At 36.6% G+C, this 18,768-nt stretch carries 16 protein-coding genes; 8 read left to right on the top strand and 8 right to left on the bottom strand.

Going from position 1 to position 18,768, the window contains the following annotated elements; translation table 11 throughout:
- Positions 1-245 precede the first annotated feature (245 nt).
- The 8 genes from argH to BLS98_RS02985 form a co-directional block, all read right to left on the bottom strand.
- Positions 246-1,550, bottom strand: coding sequence for an argininosuccinate lyase (gene argH, locus BLS98_RS03020; protein ID WP_089734415.1), 1,305 nt, complete (start codon positions 1,548-1,550; stop codon positions 246-248).
- Between the two features lie 306 nt (positions 1,551-1,856).
- Positions 1,857-2,939, bottom strand: a complete 1,083-nt coding sequence (locus BLS98_RS03015) for a M20 family metallo-hydrolase (RefSeq protein WP_089733460.1) — start codon at positions 2,937-2,939, stop codon at positions 1,857-1,859.
- On the bottom strand, positions 2,914-3,708 hold the full coding sequence (gene argB, locus BLS98_RS03010; RefSeq protein ID WP_089733459.1) for an acetylglutamate kinase: 795 nt from the start codon (positions 3,706-3,708) through the stop codon (positions 2,914-2,916). Before argB ends, BLS98_RS03015 begins: the two co-directional genes overlap by 26 nt.
- A gap of 191 nt (positions 3,709-3,899) precedes the next feature.
- Positions 3,900-4,859 carry an N-acetylornithine carbamoyltransferase gene (locus BLS98_RS03005; RefSeq protein ID WP_089733457.1) on the bottom strand — a complete coding sequence of 320 codons (960 nt, stop codon included), beginning with the start codon at positions 4,857-4,859 and terminating at the stop codon, positions 3,900-3,902.
- Positions 4,860-4,999: 140 nt separating this feature from the next.
- On the bottom strand, positions 5,000-6,145 hold the full coding sequence (locus BLS98_RS03000) for an aspartate aminotransferase family protein (protein ID WP_089733455.1): 1,146 nt from the start codon (positions 6,143-6,145) through the stop codon (positions 5,000-5,002).
- 271 nt (positions 6,146-6,416) lie between these two features.
- Positions 6,417-7,382 (bottom strand): N-acetyl-gamma-glutamyl-phosphate reductase, encoded by a 966-nt coding sequence (gene argC / locus BLS98_RS02995; protein ID WP_089733453.1) that lies wholly within the window; start codon positions 7,380-7,382, stop codon positions 6,417-6,419.
- 54 nt (positions 7,383-7,436) lie between these two features.
- Positions 7,437-8,633 (bottom strand): argininosuccinate synthase, encoded by a 1,197-nt coding sequence (locus tag BLS98_RS02990; RefSeq protein ID WP_089733451.1) that lies wholly within the window; start codon positions 8,631-8,633, stop codon positions 7,437-7,439.
- Entirely contained in the window at positions 8,605-9,243 is a 639-nt protein-coding gene (locus BLS98_RS02985) for a GNAT family N-acetyltransferase (RefSeq protein ID WP_228425127.1), read from the bottom strand. The genes BLS98_RS02990 and BLS98_RS02985 overlap by 29 nt, the downstream gene beginning before the upstream one ends.
- 160 nt (positions 9,244-9,403) lie before the next feature.
- Between BLS98_RS02985 and BLS98_RS02980 the strand changes: the two genes are divergently transcribed.
- From BLS98_RS02980 to BLS98_RS02945, 8 genes are all read left to right on the top strand, one after another.
- A complete protein-coding gene (locus BLS98_RS02980) occupies positions 9,404-9,820 on the top strand; it encodes an IS1/IS1595 family N-terminal zinc-binding domain-containing protein (protein ID WP_089733450.1) in 417 nt (138 codons plus the stop codon).
- A 252-nt stretch (positions 9,821-10,072) separates the two neighbouring features.
- Entirely contained in the window at positions 10,073-11,452 is a 1,380-nt protein-coding gene (locus BLS98_RS02975; protein ID WP_089733448.1) for a porin, read from the top strand.
- 101 nt (positions 11,453-11,553) lie between these two features.
- The gene (locus BLS98_RS02970) at positions 11,554-13,134 is read left to right on the top strand and encodes an MFS transporter (protein WP_089733446.1); all 1,581 of its coding nucleotides are present in this window, start codon (positions 11,554-11,556) and stop codon (positions 13,132-13,134) included.
- A 43-nt stretch (positions 13,135-13,177) separates the two neighbouring features.
- Complete coding sequence (locus BLS98_RS02965) at positions 13,178-13,405, top strand: DUF6814 family protein (protein ID WP_045495376.1); 228 nt, start codon at positions 13,178-13,180, stop codon at positions 13,403-13,405.
- A 69-nt stretch (positions 13,406-13,474) separates the two neighbouring features.
- Positions 13,475-13,669: a hypothetical protein gene (locus BLS98_RS02960; RefSeq protein WP_089733444.1), complete on the top strand. Its 195-nt coding sequence runs from the start codon at positions 13,475-13,477 to the stop codon at positions 13,667-13,669.
- Positions 13,662-16,364: an ATP-binding protein gene (locus BLS98_RS02955; RefSeq protein ID WP_089733442.1), complete on the top strand. Its 2,703-nt coding sequence runs from the start codon at positions 13,662-13,664 to the stop codon at positions 16,362-16,364. Before BLS98_RS02960 ends, BLS98_RS02955 begins: the two co-directional genes overlap by 8 nt.
- Before the next feature lie 9 nt (positions 16,365-16,373).
- Positions 16,374-16,733 (top strand): response regulator transcription factor, encoded by a 360-nt coding sequence (locus BLS98_RS02950; RefSeq protein WP_089733440.1) that lies wholly within the window; start codon positions 16,374-16,376, stop codon positions 16,731-16,733.
- Between the two features lie 79 nt (positions 16,734-16,812).
- Positions 16,813-18,699 carry an AMP-binding protein gene (locus tag BLS98_RS02945; RefSeq protein WP_089734413.1) on the top strand — a complete coding sequence of 629 codons (1,887 nt, stop codon included), beginning with the start codon at positions 16,813-16,815 and terminating at the stop codon, positions 18,697-18,699.
- Positions 18,700-18,768: the final 69 nt, after the last annotated feature.

The following is an 18,768-nucleotide window of genomic DNA, read 5'->3' as shown; positions in this document are numbered from 1 at the left end:
GAATGATAAAACCATGTGTTATATTTCAAACTTTTCTTAACTCATCTTATCTTAAAGTTCTTTCAAGAACCTTTGTGGTTTTATCACAATCATCAAATTCAAAGATCAAAATAAAATCCGACCATTAAGACCGCTTAAGCAATTAAGATTTAAGGATTTCACAACGATAAAACATAAGGCGATTCTAAAGTAATTTTTAGATTTTTATGTTCGCTTAAGCCTTTATGATCTTAATGGTTCAGATTTTAACCTAATAATTTATTCTTCAGTTTATTAAACTGGTATTCTATTTTATCCAGGCAAAGGTTTCCTATGCTTCCCTGGTGAGTATGATCCAAAGCACCCGGCTCGAATTCAAACTCATTGTTTTCTATCTCCTGCCCTACTTTTACATAGGCATCACGGAAAGAGCTTCCGCTTTTCACTTCTTCATTAATCTTCTCTACGCTGAACAGATATTTATATTTTTCATCTTCAAGAATTCCGTCTTTTACCTCGATATTTGGTAAGGTATAACTTAAGATCTCCAGACATTCTTTTAATGAATCAATTGCCGGGAAAAGAATTTCTTTTGTTAATTGAACATCTCTGTGATATCCTGAAGGAAGATTATTCGTCAATAAGATCAATTCATTGGGTAGCGCCTGAATTCTGTTGCATCGTGCACGAACCAATTCAAAAATATCCGGGTTCTTTTTATGAGGCATAATACTACTTCCCGTTGTAAATTCTTTTGGAAAGCTGATGAAATTAAAGTTCTGGTTCAGATATAAACAAACGTCATAAGCAAATTTACCAAGTGTTCCTGCTAATGTTGCCATTGCCATTGCCAGTAATTTTTCAGACTTCCCACGAGTCATCTGAGCATATACCGAATTATAATTCATAGATTGAAATCCTAGATTATAAGTAGTACTCTCACGGTTGATCGGGAAAGATGAACCATACCCTGCTGCTGATCCCAGTGGATTTTTATTAATGATATTTTTGGTTGAAAATAACATCTCCACATCATCTAAAAGAGCTTCTGCATATGCTCCAAACCACAATCCGAAAGAGGAAGGCATAGCAATCTGCAAATGGGTATACCCCGGAAGCAGTACATTTTTATGCTGATCTGCCAATTGGATCAAAATCTGGAAAAACTCATCGGTAAGTGCCGTAATTTCACGGATCTCATCCAATAAATACAGTTTAATGTCCAGTAAAACCTGATCATTTCTTGATCTTGCTGTATGAATTTTCTTTCCGGTATCTCCTAATTTTGTAATCAGGATGGCTTCTACCTGAGAATGGATATCCTCAGCTTCTTTATCAATTTCAAAATTTCCGCTTTCAATTTCCTGTAAAATATCGTTTAATACCGCCAGCATCTGCTCGGATTCTTCAAGAGAGATAATTCCGGTTTCTGCAAGCATTTTACAATGTGCCATAGAACCTTTAACATCATATTTCGCTAAACGTTCATCAAAGTCAAGGTCTTTTCCTACAGTAAAGTTATTGACTAATATATTGGTGGCCAGGTCGTCCTTTTGCCATATTTTTTTCATAAGTAAGTTTTGATTTTCTAAGACTGCATGCATCGTTTAGCGATTTCATCACAGCCCGATTTAAAATATTTGATTGATTTTGACAAGCCCAGCAAGGCGATCCTTATTATTATAACTATAAAAAAACATTTCCCTAATATTTAAAGTTCTTTTCTAATGATATTTTTTGCATAAATCTTTATTAAAAACGAAACTTTAATGCCTGCTGAGCGTAGTCAAAATATATATTGAGCTAGGAAGCTGGAGGCTGGAAGTTAATAACAAACCGGAACAACTTCCTTTCTTCCTTCTTCCCGCTTCCATCCTTTATAACACCTTTTCCAAAATCTGGATATAGATATCAATTCCTTCTTCTATTTCATTAATATAGATGAATTCATCTGCTGTATGCGAGCGCCTACTGTCTCCAGGACCCAATTTTACAGATGTACATGGAATGATAGCCTGATCTGAAGATGTTGGCGAACCATAGGTTGTCCTTCCTATTTCCAAACCTGCTTTTACAAACGTATGATCCATTTCTATTTTTGATGAATTCAACCTGAAAGACCTTGCCGTAAGCGTTGATTTCATCTGAGACTGGATGATTTCAAAGGCTTCTTTGTTGGAATATTCATCCGTCACCCTTACATCCAAAGTGAAATGACAAGACTCCGGCACAACATTATGCTGTACACCGGCGTGAATTCCTGAAAGAGTCACTTTTACTTCACCCAGATAATCTGAAACCTTCGGAAATTTAAAATTTAAAATTCCCTGTAGATCCTGCATACACTTTATAATGGAATTATCGTCATTAGGATGAGCAGCATGAGAAGGAGTTCCTTTCATCTCTCCGTCAATTACCAACAGTCCCTTTTCAGCTATTGCCAGATTCATCTGCGTGGGTTCTCCTACAATGGCAAGCTCAATATTGGGTAACTGTGGAAACAGAGCCTCGATTCCGTCAAAACCTGAAATCTCCTCCTCTGCTGTCAACGCAATCACTAAATTATATTCTAAATCTTCTTTATCATAAAAATGTAAAAAAACCTGCGCCATAGAAACCAGAGAAGCTCCGGCATCATTGCTTCCTAATCCGAAGAGTTTACCATCTTTTTCAACCGGTACAAAGGGATCCAATGTGTAAGCTTTATTAGGCTTTACTGTATCATGATGTGTATTCAGTAAAACTGACGGTTTAAAGACATCAAAGTTTTTATTCACCGCCCAGATATTGTTTTTAAAACGCTTAGTTGGGATCTGGTGTTTCTTGAAAAAGCTTTCAATCTCCACCGATGTATTGAATTCATCTTTACTGAATGAAGGAATTTCAATCAGCTTTTTAAGCAGCTCAACAGCATTATTCAACAATTCTTCTTTATTATAAACAGATTTCAGTTCCTGCATGATGATTCTCTATATGGTTTTTCAGTTCTGTTTCTTTAATCAGAAACACTTTATTTACATTATTCTTTATCGCTCCAAGAGCGTTCTCTAGTTTGGGTAAAATCCCTTTGTGAAGTTTTCCTTCTTCTTTCAACGTTGTAAAATCGTCTTCAGAAATACTTTTGATGAGAGATTCCGGATCATCTACATTTTCCAACACTCCCTGTTTATCAAAACAATACAATAGTTCTACTTCATATTTCTCCGACAACGCTTGTGCCATCACAGAAGCAATCGTATCTGCATTGGTATTGAAAAGATTCCCCTTTCTATCGTGAGTAATAGCAGAAAAGACAGGAATAAGGTCTAACTTAATGAATTTTGAAACAAGCTTCTTATTCACACTCTTCTTATTAATATCACCTACAAATCCGAAATCAATTTCAGGATGTTCTCTTTTCTTAGCTTTAATCAGATTTCCATCTGCTCCGGAAAACCCTATGGCATTACATTTTTTCTGCTGTAATTTTTCAACAATATTTTTATTGATTCCACCAGCATACACCATCGTTACAATATCCAATGTATCTTTATCCGTAATCCTCCTTCCATTCACCATTTTCTGCTCTATGCCAAGTTTATCTGCCAGCGTATTCGCTAACTTTCCTCCGCCGTGCACAAGGATCTTCTTTTCTTTAATTTCGGAAAACTGATCTAAAAACTGATCCAGTAATCGTTCATCATCAATGAGCGCTCCGCCTATTTTTATGATGTATATTTTCTGTTTCATTTTTTTACATTTATTGTATTGGTAGGATTGATTGGAATCTATTCCTATTCCTGGGTTAAATTACCTTTTCGGGTTATATTTTAAATTGATTGGAATACATTCCAATCCTAAATTAAATCGTCCCTTCGGTACTCTGTTTGTATTGTTTACCATGTCAAGGTTTAAAACCTTGACATGGTTGATTTAAATAACTATTCAGCTTTCAATTCGTCTAAAATTTCGCTGAAGACAGCCTGTGCTGAGAAAATACGGTTCTTTGCCTGTTGGTAGATGATTGAATTTTCTCCGTCCATTACTTCATCACTCAATTCTACATTACGACGAACCGGAAGACAGTGCATTACTTTTGCCTGATTGGTATTCGCCAGTTTTTCATTGGTAAGCATCCAATCTTCTTTTACTTCAGGCATTGCAGCATAATCATCAAAAGAAGACCAGTTTTTCACATAAATAAAGTCTGCATCTTTTAATGCTTCTTCCTGATTGTGAATCACTTTTGTATCTTTTGTAAAAGCCGAATCCAAATCGTACCCTTCCGGATTGGTGATTACCAGCTCAACATCCATTTCCTGCATCCATTCTGCAAAGGAATTTCCTACAGCATGAGCAATCGGTTTGATATGTGGAGCCCAAGTTAAAACTACTTTTGGCTTATGGTCTTTTTTCCAGTTTTCTGTAATGGTAATACAATCTGCCAGACTTTGTAACGGGTGACGGGTTGCCGATTCCAGAGAGATAACAGGAACTTTCGCATGCTGTTCAAACTGACTTAATATGCTTTCATTCACATCATCTTCTTTACTTTTCATTCCTGCAAAACAACGTACCGCGATGATATCACAATATTGGTTTAAAACCTCAATAGCATCTTTGATGTGTTCTACTGTATCTCCGTTCATCACAGCTCCATCAGCAAATTCAAGATTCCATGCTTCCTGTGCTGCATTTAATGTCAATACATTCAAACCAAGGTTCTGTGCAGCGATCTGACTGCTCAAACGGGTTCTTAAGCTTGAGTTTAAGAATACCAGTCCTATTGTTTTTCCTTTTCCCTTTTCTGTTTCCGACAGTGGGTTTGCTTTTATTTCTAAAGCTTTTTTTATGATTTCCTGTAAGTTTTCTACATCACTTACAGTGGTAAATTTTTTCATTTTGAATTGATTTTAAAGATTTTTGTTAACACATTTTTGTCATTCTGAATGAAACGCAGTGGAATGAAGAATCTCTAATAAATAAGAGGGAGATTCTTCCTTCGTCAGAATGACAAACGCACCCCTAGTCCGTCTCCTTTTTAATCTTCAATGCTTTCCAATACTGTTTTCAGAGCATTGATAAAAAGATCTGTTTCCTCTTTTTTGATATTCAGTGCCGGAAGAATCCTCAACACTGTTTTATCATTAGAGTTTCCGGTGAAGATATGATGATCGAACAGTAAGCTTTTCCTTACTTCTGAACAGTCTCTATCGAGTTCTATTCCGATCATCAACCCTTTCCTTCGGATGGATTTAATATGTGGTAAACCTTTAATTTCATTTTCAATATACTCGCCCATTTGCTGAACGTTTTCGATAAGATTTTCATCTTTCATGACATCCAGAACCGCTATAGAAGCCACACAAGCTAAGTGATTTCCACCAAACGTTGTCCCCAATAAACCATTGCTGGCCTGAAATTTAGGATGAATTAGAACTCCACCAACCGGAAATCCATTTCCCATTCCTTTGGCTGTAGTGATAATATCTGCTTCAACTCCGAATTCCTGATGAGCAAAGAAATATCCGCTTCTTCCATATCCAGACTGCACTTCATCCAAAATCAAAACAGTGTCATATTTTTCACACAATTCTTTAATTTTAGACAAAAACTCTGGTGTTGGGATCATAATTCCTCCTACACCCTGAATTCCTTCAATAATGACTGATGAAATCTCATTTCCATGTACTGCAAAGGTTTCTTCAAGTTGCTTGATGTCATTCCATTCAGATTTAATGAATCGTTCTGAAAAGTTCACTGGAGCAACAATCTTAGGATTATCCGTTACTGAAACTGCTGCAGAAGTTCTTCCGTGAAATGATCCTGAGAAATAAAGCACCTTACTTTTTCCATTGTGAAAAGAAGCTAATTTTAATGCATTTTCATTGGCTTCAGCACCTGAATTACACAGGAAAAGATTGTAGTCTTCATATCCTGAAAGTTTCCCCAGTTTATCAGCCAGTTCTACCTGTAATTCATTCTGAACTGAGTTGGAATAGAAAGAAATCTTCTCTAACTGTTCTTTCAGTTTGTTTTGATAATGTGGATGGTTGTGCCCAATAGAGATTACGGCATGACCTCCATAAAAATCAAGATATTGTTCTCCTTTATCATCCCAAAGGAAAGACCCCTGAGCTTTAATTGGATTTATGTTGAATAGTGGATATACGTTGAATAAATTCATTTTTTTGTTTTTTTATTTTTCTTTTGTCTTAAAACAAAAGAAACAAAAGTTCAAGACCTGGAAACTTCCGCTAAAAATTAGTTCTATTCTCTAAAAATTCTAAAACTTGCGCGAATTTGAAATTGACTTTTCGAATCGATATTTTCCTCGCGCTTCAAACAGTAGAATTTTCTTAACGTTCATAGAAATAATTTTCTTACCGCTCCATTTTCCTAAGTCAGATTTAATTCTAGTTTTTAAAACTTATGATTGACTTATTAACTATTTGAATTTAAAATGCTATTGGTTTCAAATTCAAACCTGTATTTTCTTCCCAGCCCATCGCTATATTCATGTTTTGTACAGCTTGACCTGAAGCTCCTTTCAACAAATTGTCAATCGCTGAGTGAATAACGGCAACATTTCCACTCTTTTCAATCTGGATCACACAGCGATTGGTATTGACAACCTGCTTTAAATCAATTGCTTTTTCACTTACCGTTACAAAAGGTGCCTCTGCATAAAAATCCTGGTACAATTGATAGATGTCAGAAAGTCCCAAATCTGTTTTCACCGTAGAACTTGTAAAAATCCCTCTTGCAAAATCGCCTCTCCATGGAACAAAATTTAAGCTGACCTCTTTATGATTAAACAAAACTATTTGTTGTAAAATTTCATCTACATGCTGATGAGTTAAAGTTTTGTAAGCCGATACATTATCATTTCTCCAGGTAAAATGTGTAGTTGCCTGTAAAGACTGTCCAGCTCCTGTAGAACCAGTAATCCCTGTGGTAAAAACCTCATCCAAAACCTCTTTTTCTGCCAATGGCAATAATGCTAACTGAATCGCAGTGGCAAAACATCCCGGATTGGCAATGCTTTTTGAACCCGACAGTTGTTTTTTATTGATTTCCGGCAATCCGTAGATAAAATTTCTGTTTTCAAAATTTCCATCCAAACGGAAGTCATTCCCTAAATCAATAACCAATATTTCTTCTTTAACTGAATTTTGCGTTAACCAATTCTGACTTTCCTTATGTGGAAGACACAGAAAAAGAATGTCTACTTCTTCCGGTTGATCTGTCAACACCTGCTCACAAACTGTCGTTAAATCCGGGTACAGATCAGAAATTCTTGTTCCCGAATTCGAACGACTATATAAAAAACTCAATGTCACATGGGGATGGAAAGCCAGTAAGCGTATTAATTCACTTCCTGTATAACCGTTGGCTCCAACTATTCCTACTGTTTTTTTCATGTTTGAACTAATAGGACTGCGTCCTATCTTGGGGTAAATCGTTCCTTCGGAACTTTAGTTGATATTTTGGTTGATTTGGTGGTATATGTTTAAGGAGTTGCTTACAATTTTTGTGTATCCTTTTACATCATCTCCCGTCCATGCTCTGTTAGCTTCTCCATAGCTTCCGAATTTATCAGACATTAAATCGTGATCGGATTCAATTCCGTTTAAAACAAATCTGTACGGATGAAGGGTTACAAATACTTTCCCGGTCACTGTTTTCTGAGAATCCGTTAAGAAAGATTCAATATTTCTCATTACCGGATCTAAGAAAAGTGCTTCATGAAGCCAGTTTCCATACCAATCGGATAACTGTGACTTCATCATTTGCTGATATTTTGAAAGTGTATGTTTTTCCAATAAATGGTGAGACTTGATAATCACTGAGGCTGCTGCCGCTTCAAATCCTACTCTTCCTTTAATTCCTACAATGGTATCTCCTACATGGATATCACGACCAATTCCGTAAGCGGAAGCAAGTGCTTCTATTTTCTGAATAGCATATACAGAATGATTAAAACTTTCTCCATTTACTGCTACCACTTCTCCATTTTTAAACTCAATTTCCAATTCTGAAGGTTGAGTTTCCTGAACCTGAGATGGAAACGCTTCTTCCGGCAGATAATTTCTTGATGTTAGAGTCTCTTTTCCTCCTACTGAAGTACCCCAAAGTCCTTTATTCACTGAATATTGTGCCTTATGGAATTCCATTTCATACCCATGATTCTTCAAAAACTCAATCTCCTCTTCACGGGATAAAGCCATATCACGAATCGGCGTGATGATCTCAATATCAGGACACATCACCTGGAAAATCAGATCAAAACGAACCTGATCGTTTCCTGCCCCTGTACTTCCGTGAGCAATAGCACCTGCTCCTACTTCAATGGCATATTTTGCAATTTCCTGCGCCTGAATAGTACGTTCAGCACTTACAGAAAGAGGATAGGTGTTATTTTTCAAAACATTCCCGAAAATCAAATACTTCACACAAGAATTGTAATAATCTTCCTGAGCGTCTACGCACCTGTACTCTTTCACCCCAAGGTTTAAAGCTTTTTTCTCCAACTCTTTTTCTTCTTCTTTGGAAAAACCTCCGGTATTTACAGTAACCGCATACACATCATACCCCAGTGTCTCACTAAGATATTTTGCACAGTAGGAAGTATCTAAACCTCCACTAAACGCTAAGATGACTTTCTTGTTCATTGCTATATTTAATTTCTGGTTGCGTATTCACAACACTGTTTATTTTATTATGATCAGGCTGATTGTTTACAGCCTCATTCTTTTTCATATTTTCCGGAACAAATAACATCGCTGTACATAAGCAGTTTTTACGTTCCTTTTTCATTAAAATCTCATAGTTCACGCAGTTCTTACAACCGCTCCAGAACTCTTCATCCTGAGTAAGCTCAGAATAAATTACTGGCTTGTACCCTAAATCACTATTGATTTTCATGACCGCAAGACCTGTAGTTAATCCGAATACTTTTGCTTCCGGATATTTTTCTCTAGATAACTGGAAAACTTTATGCTTAATTTGAGTAGCCACTCCACCATGCCTGAATTTGGGGGATACAATTAATCCCGAGTTAGCCACAAACTTCCCATGTGACCAGGTCTCTATATAACAGAAACCTACCCATTCACCGTTTTCAGTAGCAACCACAGCATTGCCTTCTGAAATCTTCTTACTCAAATATTCGATGGAACGTTTTGCGATCCCCGTTCCTCTACGCTGTGCAGAATCGTACATTTCCTGCTGTATTTCACTCACATACATTAGATGTTCGCATGAGGAAATTTCTATTTCCATTTATTTATCTAATTTTTTTGGCAAATTTAAAATATATTTTCTTTAAAAACCAAATTAAAAAGATATTTTTTTTGTTTTAAAAAATTATACAGGTAAAATTATCTTTATCCGAAAATATATATTTGCTAATTTATTATATATTTGCTAAAATAATATAGCTATGGAAAATACATGTCCTAAATGCAAGGGTAACAAAGTGGTTAAAAGCGGTATTGTTAATGAGAAACAACGGTTTCACTGCAAAAGCTGCAACTATTATTTTACCGTTAAAAAACTGGGAAAACAGATTGATGATTATTATGTCACCAAGGCATTACAACTATATCTTGAAGGGTTAAGCTTCCGCGAAATTGAAAGAATTATTGGGGTTTCGCATGTCACCATAAGCTCATGGATCAAAAAATACAATATCATAAGACCACCTCATTCTGAATTCCATCCTGTTTATAAAATACTGAAACAAAATGAATTAATTGAGTATATCGCTAAAGAAGAGAATATCAAAAATTCCGGGATTATCATTACTCAGTTTGCCGACAAGTATATGTTGATTAAATGGGAAAGGTTCAAGAAATAGATCGAGATACAGGGGTCGAGATGCAAGTTATGGAATACGGGATGAGAAATGTAAAAAATAAACAACAAATAACTAAATATCAATAGATTAAAAATTAAATAAATTCAAAACACCAGACAAGAAAACACGAAACTCCTACCTCGTAACAAATTATACCTATACTATTACCACTAATATATATTAAATTTTCATAAACAAATTATTAATTCCAATTTGGCTTTCACAAAAAACAACGCCAAAAATTGATAATTTATGAAGAAATTACTTACATTCATTGGAGTAGCCTTAATTAGCGGATCTATGTATTCGCAGGGTTCTCCGGATTACGGCAGTGGATTAAAAATAAACCTCAATCCTGAGGGTGACAAATTCATCAGATTTATTTTATGGGATCAACTTTGGCTAAGAAATAGTGCCATGAATCCCGGAAGTATGGTTGGAAATGAACCTACAGACAATACTTGGAATCTGGGAAACAGACGATTACGTGCTTTAACGTATGCACAGATCTCCAAAAGATATATGATTCTTCTTCATTTTGGAATCAATAACCAAACGTTTATTAACGGCGGCGCTTCAGGCACCTCAGGAACAGGAGGTTATGGAAATGGTAAGAAAACCCAGATGTTTTTTCATGATGCATGGAATGAATACGCAGTTATTTTACCTGGAGAAGCGGGAAAATTCAGTTTATCTTTAGGGGCAGGACTTCACTATTATATGGGACTTTCCCGTATGACCATGGCTTCTACTCTTAACTTTCTTACTGTAGATTCTCCGGTATTCTCTTGGCCCCTGATTGATAATTCGGATCAGTTTGGAAGACAAATCGGAATGTTTGCCAAGGGTAAATATGGAAAACTGGAATACCGTTTCAGCTTAAACAAACCTTTTGCTACAGACCTTGCTCCTGCGAATGTAACCGATCCATCAAAGGCTGTCGCAGTAGACAACAATGGAAATCCAAGTTTTTCAAAGGCCGGATATGTTGAATATCAATTTCTTGACGAGGAATCTAACACCCTACCTTTCAAAGTAGGATCTTATCTGGGAACGAAGAAAGTTTTCAATGTGGGAGCCGGATTTTATCATCAGGCAGACGGAACCCGAACTTCCGTAAACTCAAATGTTGAAAAACATGACATTACTCTTTTCGCAGTAGATGCTTTTGCAGATATTCCACTGGGAGAAGCAAAAAACAAAATGGCAGTTTCTGCTTACGCCGGATATTATAACTACAATTTCGGCCCCAACTATGTAAGAAATCTGGGAACAATGAATATTGCAGCAAGTGATCCAAACTTTATCGGCAATAAAGCCATTGCAGGACCAGGAAATCTACAGCCAACCATCGGAACAGGTAATATTATCTACGCACAGGCTGGGTTACTATTACCAAGTCAGGCAGAAAAGCCAAAAATCAGAATACAGCCCTTTGCAGCTTATACTCACAAAAACTTCGAGGCTTTTGATAAATCATCTTCTCAGTTTGATATTGGAGCGAACTGGTTTATCGATGGGCATCACGCAAAAATCACTACACAATACTCTACAAGACCGGTTTATACCAATCCTACTGAAAAACCGTCTTCAAAAGGAGAATTCATTGTACAGTTCCAAATCTACTTATAATCTAAACACATTAAGGTAATAAAAATTGTAAGATGAGTTAAGTTAAGTTCTATTACGAACAAAGCTTCCCATTCTTCCATTAACATCAAAAACTAATCAATATGAGCGAAAATCATCACGAAAGCTATGAAAATATGACCGACAAGCAGAAAAACCGCACCATTTGGAGCGTTATTACTGCCTCATCACTCGGAACATTGATAGAATGGTACGACTTCTATATCTTCGGAAGTTTAGCCATTGTTTTAGCAACTAAATTTTTCCCGGCAGATAATCCGACTGCAGCATTTTTATCTACACTGGCTACTTTTGCGGCGGGATTTGTGGTAAGACCTTTTGGAGCTCTATTCTTCGGAAGACTGGGTGACATTATCGGAAGAAAATATACTTTTCTTGTTACTTTATTGATCATGGGCTTTTCCACTTTTCTTATCGGATGTATCCCAAGTTATGAAACCATTGGATTCATGGCTCCGGTTTTAGTTTTAATCCTGAGATTATTACAAGGCCTTGCTCTTGGAGGTGAGTATGGAGGCGCTGCCACTTATGTAGCAGAATATGCACAGCCTCATCGAAGAGGCTACTGGACTTCATGGATTCAAACTACTGCTACCGCAGGACTTTTCATATCACTGATCGTTATTTTAATCACCAAGAGTACACTTTCTCCTGAAGAATTCGATGGCTGGGGGTGGAGAGTCCCTTTCTGGATTTCGATTCTAATGGTAGGGGTTTCCTATATTATCAGAAAGAACATGAAAGAGTCTCCGCTTTTTGCAAAGGCGAAAAGTGAAGGGAAAACGTCTAAAAATCCTTTGAAGGAAAGTTTCGGTAATAAATTTAATTTTAAATTTGTTTTGCTTGCCCTTTTCGGAGCTGCGATGGGACAAGGGGTAATCTGGTATACAGGACAATTTTACGCTATGAGTTTCATGCAGAAAGTAATGAATATTGATTCTACTCAGGTAGATTACTTAATGGCCACCGCATTATTTTTAGGAACTCCTTTCTTTGTATTTTTCGGTTGGCTATCTGATAAAATAGGACGAAAAGCTGTTATGATGACCGGAATGCTAGTCGCTATTTTAGCTTACAGACCTATTTATGATAGCATGTTCAAAAGTGTCAGCCTTGAAAATAAAACAGTAGCCTCCAGCGGAATTACAGAAAAAAGAACCGCAAAAATCCATAAAGATATTGCTACGGACAGCCTTGTTACTTTCCATAAAGAAACTCTTTTCACAGACGGAACGCTGATTAAAAAAGACAGCATCGTTCATTGGGCACCAAACGGTCCGGTTATGAAGGACGGAAAAGCTGAAGAACCAAAGGTTTCACAATCTGTAAAAGTGAGTGATAATACAAAATGGTATCTGGTTTTCTTAGTATTCATACAGGTTATCTTCGTAACAATGGTATATGGGCCAATCGCAGCATTCCTTGTTGAAATGTTCCCGGTGAGAATCCGTTACACGTCTATGTCTTTGCCTTATCACATTGGAAATGGTGTATTTGGAGGACTTCTTCCTGCTGTAGCTACTTATCTGGTGACTACCGGAAAAGAAGCGGGACATGCAACATGGTATCTGGAAGGATTATGGTATCCGATCGGAGTGGCTGCAGTATGTCTGGTTATCGGATTAATTTATCTTAAAAATAAGAACAATAATCTTCACGATTAATCACTGAATCACTCAAATTTTTATTAATTTTAAAACTACTAAAATGAACGGACTAAAAAAAATATTAGGCATCCTCTGGATCGCAATAGCAGTGATCGTAGGATATTTTGGAATTACAGTAATGGGAATTCCCAAGATCACCTCAGGAAAGCAGGAAGATCTGGTTTTCGGAATCATCATTCTGTTTGTACTAATGCCAATTATATCAGGCGGAATGGCGATTTTTGGTTACTACGCCTTAAAAGGAGAGTATTCTGACGAAAAAATATAGTTAATAAGAGCTGAATGATAATTGATGAATAGTGTATGTTCATCAATTATCTTTTATCGATCATCATTTATGAAAAAGAGACACGAACAAAAACTGGTTATCCTGAGCATCGGACTGATGATTGCTTTCAGCATTCCTATTTCACTACTTTTCAATAGTGAGCGGGAAGTTTTCGGATACCCAATGATTCTGATCTATCTATTCGCTGTCTGGATGATTTCCATCGTAATTTCCTTTGTAATTGTAAAAAAGTACAATGAGTAGCTTCGCATTATTTTTCGTGGTTTTGTTTTATCTGGCTCTTCTGTTCTTAGTTGCCCATCTGGCAGAGAAGAAAAGAAGTAAGTTCTGGATCAACAATCCTTACATTTATGCATTGTCACTGGCTGTGTATTGTACTGCCTGGACTTACTACGGAAGCATTGGTGTAGCTGCTACAGGCGGATTAAACTACCTGCCGATTTATATTGGCCCTGCGATGATTATTCCTGCCTGGATTTATATCAATACCAGAATTGTAAGAATTGCCAGAGTGAATAAAATAAGCAGCCTTGCAGATTTTATCTCATTGCGATATGGAAACAGCAGAAGCATGGGCGCCATTATCACAGTTGTTTGTCTTCTTGCCATTGTACCTTATATCGGATTACAGATTAAAGCGATCTCTGAAACTTTTCACTTGGTAACAGAAACTCCCATGTCTAAAGATATTCTGACTGATAATGCAACATTTGTTGTTATTCTCATTGCTTTATTTTCCTCCTATTATGGAACAAGGTATGTAGACGCATCGGAAAAACGACTGGGTATTATTTCTGCCATTGCACTGGAGAGTTTTTTAAAACTTTTCTTCATCATTATTCTTGGACTTTTTGTAATCTATTATGTTTTTGATGGATTCAATGACATCTACCAGAAAGCGAGTCGTTTTGAAGATTTTAAACAAAAAAACACCTTCAACGGTATTGAAGGCGCGATGAACTGGATGGTTTTATGCATGATCTCAGCTACAGCTATCTGCATATTGCCCCGACAGTTTCATACAGCAATTGTTGAAAACAGACAGGAAAAGCATATCAGAACAGCCATCTGGTTTTTCCCACTCTATCTATTGATTTTCACCATATTCATTTTTCCGATTGCATGGGGCGGCAGATTAATTTTTGATGGCGAAAAAGTAAATCCGGAGTTCTACTCTATTTTAATTCCGCAGCATTTTGGTAATACTTTAATCACCGTTTTGGTTTTCCTCGGTGGATTGAGTTCATGTATTTCCATGATTATCATTTCCGCTATTACTTTATCCATCATGCTTTCCAATAACCTCATCATTCCTTATGGTTTGCTTGGAAAACTGAAGTCTGAAAATGAAGCACAAAATACAAGAAGCATCACCAACATCAGAAAATTCAGCATTTTCGCACTGATTATCATGGCATTTGCTTTTTATAAATATTTCATTTTAAAAACATCACTGGATTCTGTAGGATTAATTTCATTTGTGGTGATTGCACAATTGGCACCAGCATTTTTCGGAGCTATATTCTGGAGAAGAGGAAGTTACAAAGGCGCTGTGATTGGACTTATTGCCGGGTTAGCCATCTGCTATTTCGGATTGATTATCCCACAGTATTATTTCTCATATAATCAGGAATTCAAAGGGGTTTTAAGAGATATGTACAACTCTTTCGATTTCTTTACGATTCCTTATCTGGCAAGAATTCCACAGATCTTTTTCTGGTCGATTCTTGTGAATACCAGTTTATTCACCATTATTTCAGTAAGCACTAAAGGAAATTACCGTGAAAGAAACTTTGCTGAACTGTATGTAGACATTGATAAATACATTCAAAATCATGAAAATGCATTCATCTGGAGAGGAACTGCCTATATTTCAGATATTCAAAATATTCTGGAAAGATTTTTAGGCAAAAACAAGACCGAACAGGCCTTGAGAATTTTCAATTTAAAATACAATATTGATTCTAAAACAGAGACCGCCGATTCAAGATTCATCAAGTTCTCGGAAAACCTTCTGGCAGGAAGAATCGGAACTGCTTCCGCTAAAATTCTGATTGAAGGAGTTACCAAAGAAGATAAAATTTCTCTGAAGGAAGTTTTAAACATCCTTGAAGAGTCAAAGGAAAACATCAGCTTAAATAAAAGACTTACGGAACAGTCTGAAGAATTACAGAAACTTTCTGATGACCTCAGAAATGCTAATGAAAACCTGATCGTTAAAGACCGTCAAAAGGATGATTTTCTTGATTCTGTTGCCCATGAATTGAGAACTCCAATCACTGCGATTCGTTCTGCCGGAGAAATCCTAGCTGACGACGATGACATTCCTTTTGATATCAAACAGGAGTTTTTAAACAATATCATCACAGAATCTGACCGATTAAGTGAAATCATCAACGATATTCTTTATCTTGACAAGCTTCAGCATGGAGAGATCTTACTAAGTATTCAACAAAATAACATTCTTGAAACCTATAAAAAAGCACTAAACCCTCTCCTTCATCTGATACAGCAGAAAAACATTCATTTAAGTGAAGTCAATCTCCTGAATCGGGTTATATTTGAATATGATGAAGCCAGAATGATCCAGCTCCTTCAGAATATATGGGGAAATGCTTTAAAGTTCACGGATGAACAAGGAACGATACAAACCAAATTATTTGAAAGGGAAAATCAATTAACAATTACCATTTTCAATACCGGGAAACACATTCCTGAAGAAGATCTGGAAATGATTTTTGACAAATTTTATCAATCCAAAAATCAAAATATTTTAAAACCTACAGGAAGCGGACTTGGACTTGCCATTTCAAAAAAAATTATACAAGCCCACAACGGAAGTATAAAAGCTGAAAACAGCGGTCTCGGGGTAACTTTTACCATCAGCCTTCCTGACCGAATAATAAACGAGATTAAAAATGAAGTTGAACACCTTTAAAAAGCCTTTATGAAAAAGATAATCATTGCGGATGACGAACATAAAATATTAATGTCACTGGAATACAGTTTTAAAAAGAACGGTTACGATGTCTACATTGCCCGTGACGGAACGGAGGTTCTGGAATTTTTAAAAACAATGATTCCTGATGTGATCCTACTCGATATCATGATGCCTAATCTTGATGGATACAGCACCCTAGACCTCATTAAACAGGATGAAAATCTAAAAAATACAAAAGTGATATTTCTGAGTGCCAAAAATAATCCGAGAGATATTGAAAAAGGTCTTGAAATGGGAGCTGACGCGTATGTAACAAAACCCTATTCCATTAAAAAACTGATGCAGCAGATTGAGGAGATGTTTTAGAGATAAATTATCCTTGATTACCCTTGTCAAGGTTTTAAACCTTGACAAGGGTAAAAACACCAAACACAACACTATTGACATGAATACAGATACTCTATTTAAACAAAGCATAGAAGACAAAGAAAAATTCTGGAAAGAACAGGCTACTGCAATACAATGGTTTGAATTTCCACAAAAGATCCTTTCAAAAGATACCAATGATTATCCGCAATGGTTTGCAGATGGAAAATTAAATATGTGTTATTTATGCATTGACAAGCATATTGAGGACGGTTTCGGAGATCAGAATGCCATTGTTTATGATTCACCAGTAACAGCTCAAAAGAAAATATACACTTTCAATCAGGCTAAAGAAGAAATATCGAAATTGGCAGGCGGATTAGCTTCTTTAGGTTTAAAAAAAGGAGATACTGCTGTTATTTATATGCCTATGATTCCACAGACTCTTTTTGCTATGCTTGCGTGTGCAAGAATTGGAGTCATTCACAATGTGGTTTTCGGGGGATTTGCTCCTCATGAACTGGTTGTAAGAATTGACGACTGCAAACCTAAAGTTTTAATCACAGCAACAGCAGGAATAGAGATTGCCAAAAGAATCCCCTACCTTCCTTTGGTTGAAAAAGCAATCGAACTGGCTCAGGATAAAGTAGACAACATTATTGTTTACAACAGGAAATTGGTAGATAATCAGGATGAAATGTTTGACGGATTGATTGATTATGAAGAACTGGTTCAAACATCAACACCTGCCGACTGCATTCCTGTAGAATCCACTCACCCACTCTATCTGCTTTACACCTCCGGAACAACAGGAAAACCTAAGGGTATTGTTCGTGATACTGGCGGTTACGCTACCGCATTAAAGTTCTCCATGAAATACATGTATGGTGTTGAACCGGGTGAAACCTATTGGGCTGCTTCTGATTTTGGATGGGCCGTTGGGCATAGTTTTTCTGTTTACGGACCTCTACTCAACAGAAATACAACAATTGTCTTTGAAGGAAAACCTATCATGACCCCTGACGCGGGAACTTTCTGGAGAATCATTTCAGAATATAAGGTTTCAGTTATGTTTACAGCTCCAACAGCCATCAGAGCAATTAAAAAAGAAGATCCCAACGGTGAATTGGTTAAAAAATATGATCTATCGAATTTCAGAAAACAATTTCTTGCCGGTGAACGATGTGATGTAGCTACCTTAGACTGGTTTGCAGAACATATTGGGGTTCCCGCTATCGATCACTGGTGGCAGACAGAATCCGGATGGCCAATGCTTGGGTTATTAACTTTTGATGAAAACTACAAAATCAAAAGAGCTTCTGCCGGAAAACCTATTCCGGGATATGATATTAAAATTTTTGATGAAAACGGACTGGAGCTCAATCCACATCATGAAGGTTATTTAGTTATAAAGCTTCCTCTTCCCCCAGGAGCCATGCTGGGAATATGGAATGATTATGACCGATTTGAAAACAGTTATTTATCACAATACAAAGGCTATTATTTTTCCGGGGATGGAGCCATACAGGATGAAGACGGTTATATTTTCATCACAGGAAGAGTGGATGACGTTATCAATGTAGCCGGCCACCGGCTTTCCACATCCGAAATGGAGGAGATCGTTTCTTCACATCCTGATGTTGCAGAATGTGCTGTTGTGGGAATTGATGATGATTTAAAAGGTCAGGTTCCCTTTGCAACCGTTGTTTTAAAAAATGGAACCTCCATTACCGAAGAAGAAATTGAAAAGAATATCATCCAAATGGTTCGTGAAAAGATTGGCGCTGTAGCTTTTCTGAAAAACGTAATGGTTGTCAAACGCTTACCTAAAACAAGATCGGGAAAGACCTTAAGAAAGCTGATCAGAACATTACTGGACGGAAAAGATTTTCAGATTCCATCTACCATTGATGACGAAAAAATCATCGGGGAAATCCAGGAAAAGATTAGTGAATATAGGGCTTAACCGAAAAATTAAACATATATTTAAATATCATTTTGATTTAAATTACCACCAAAACTTACAATCAAAAAC

Origin of the sequence: Chryseobacterium jejuense (assembly GCF_900100075.1) — a bacterium.
GTDB classification, from domain to species: domain Bacteria; phylum Bacteroidota; class Bacteroidia; order Flavobacteriales; family Weeksellaceae; genus Chryseobacterium; species Chryseobacterium jejuense.
This window is presented reverse-complemented; position numbering and strand designations above follow the sequence as displayed.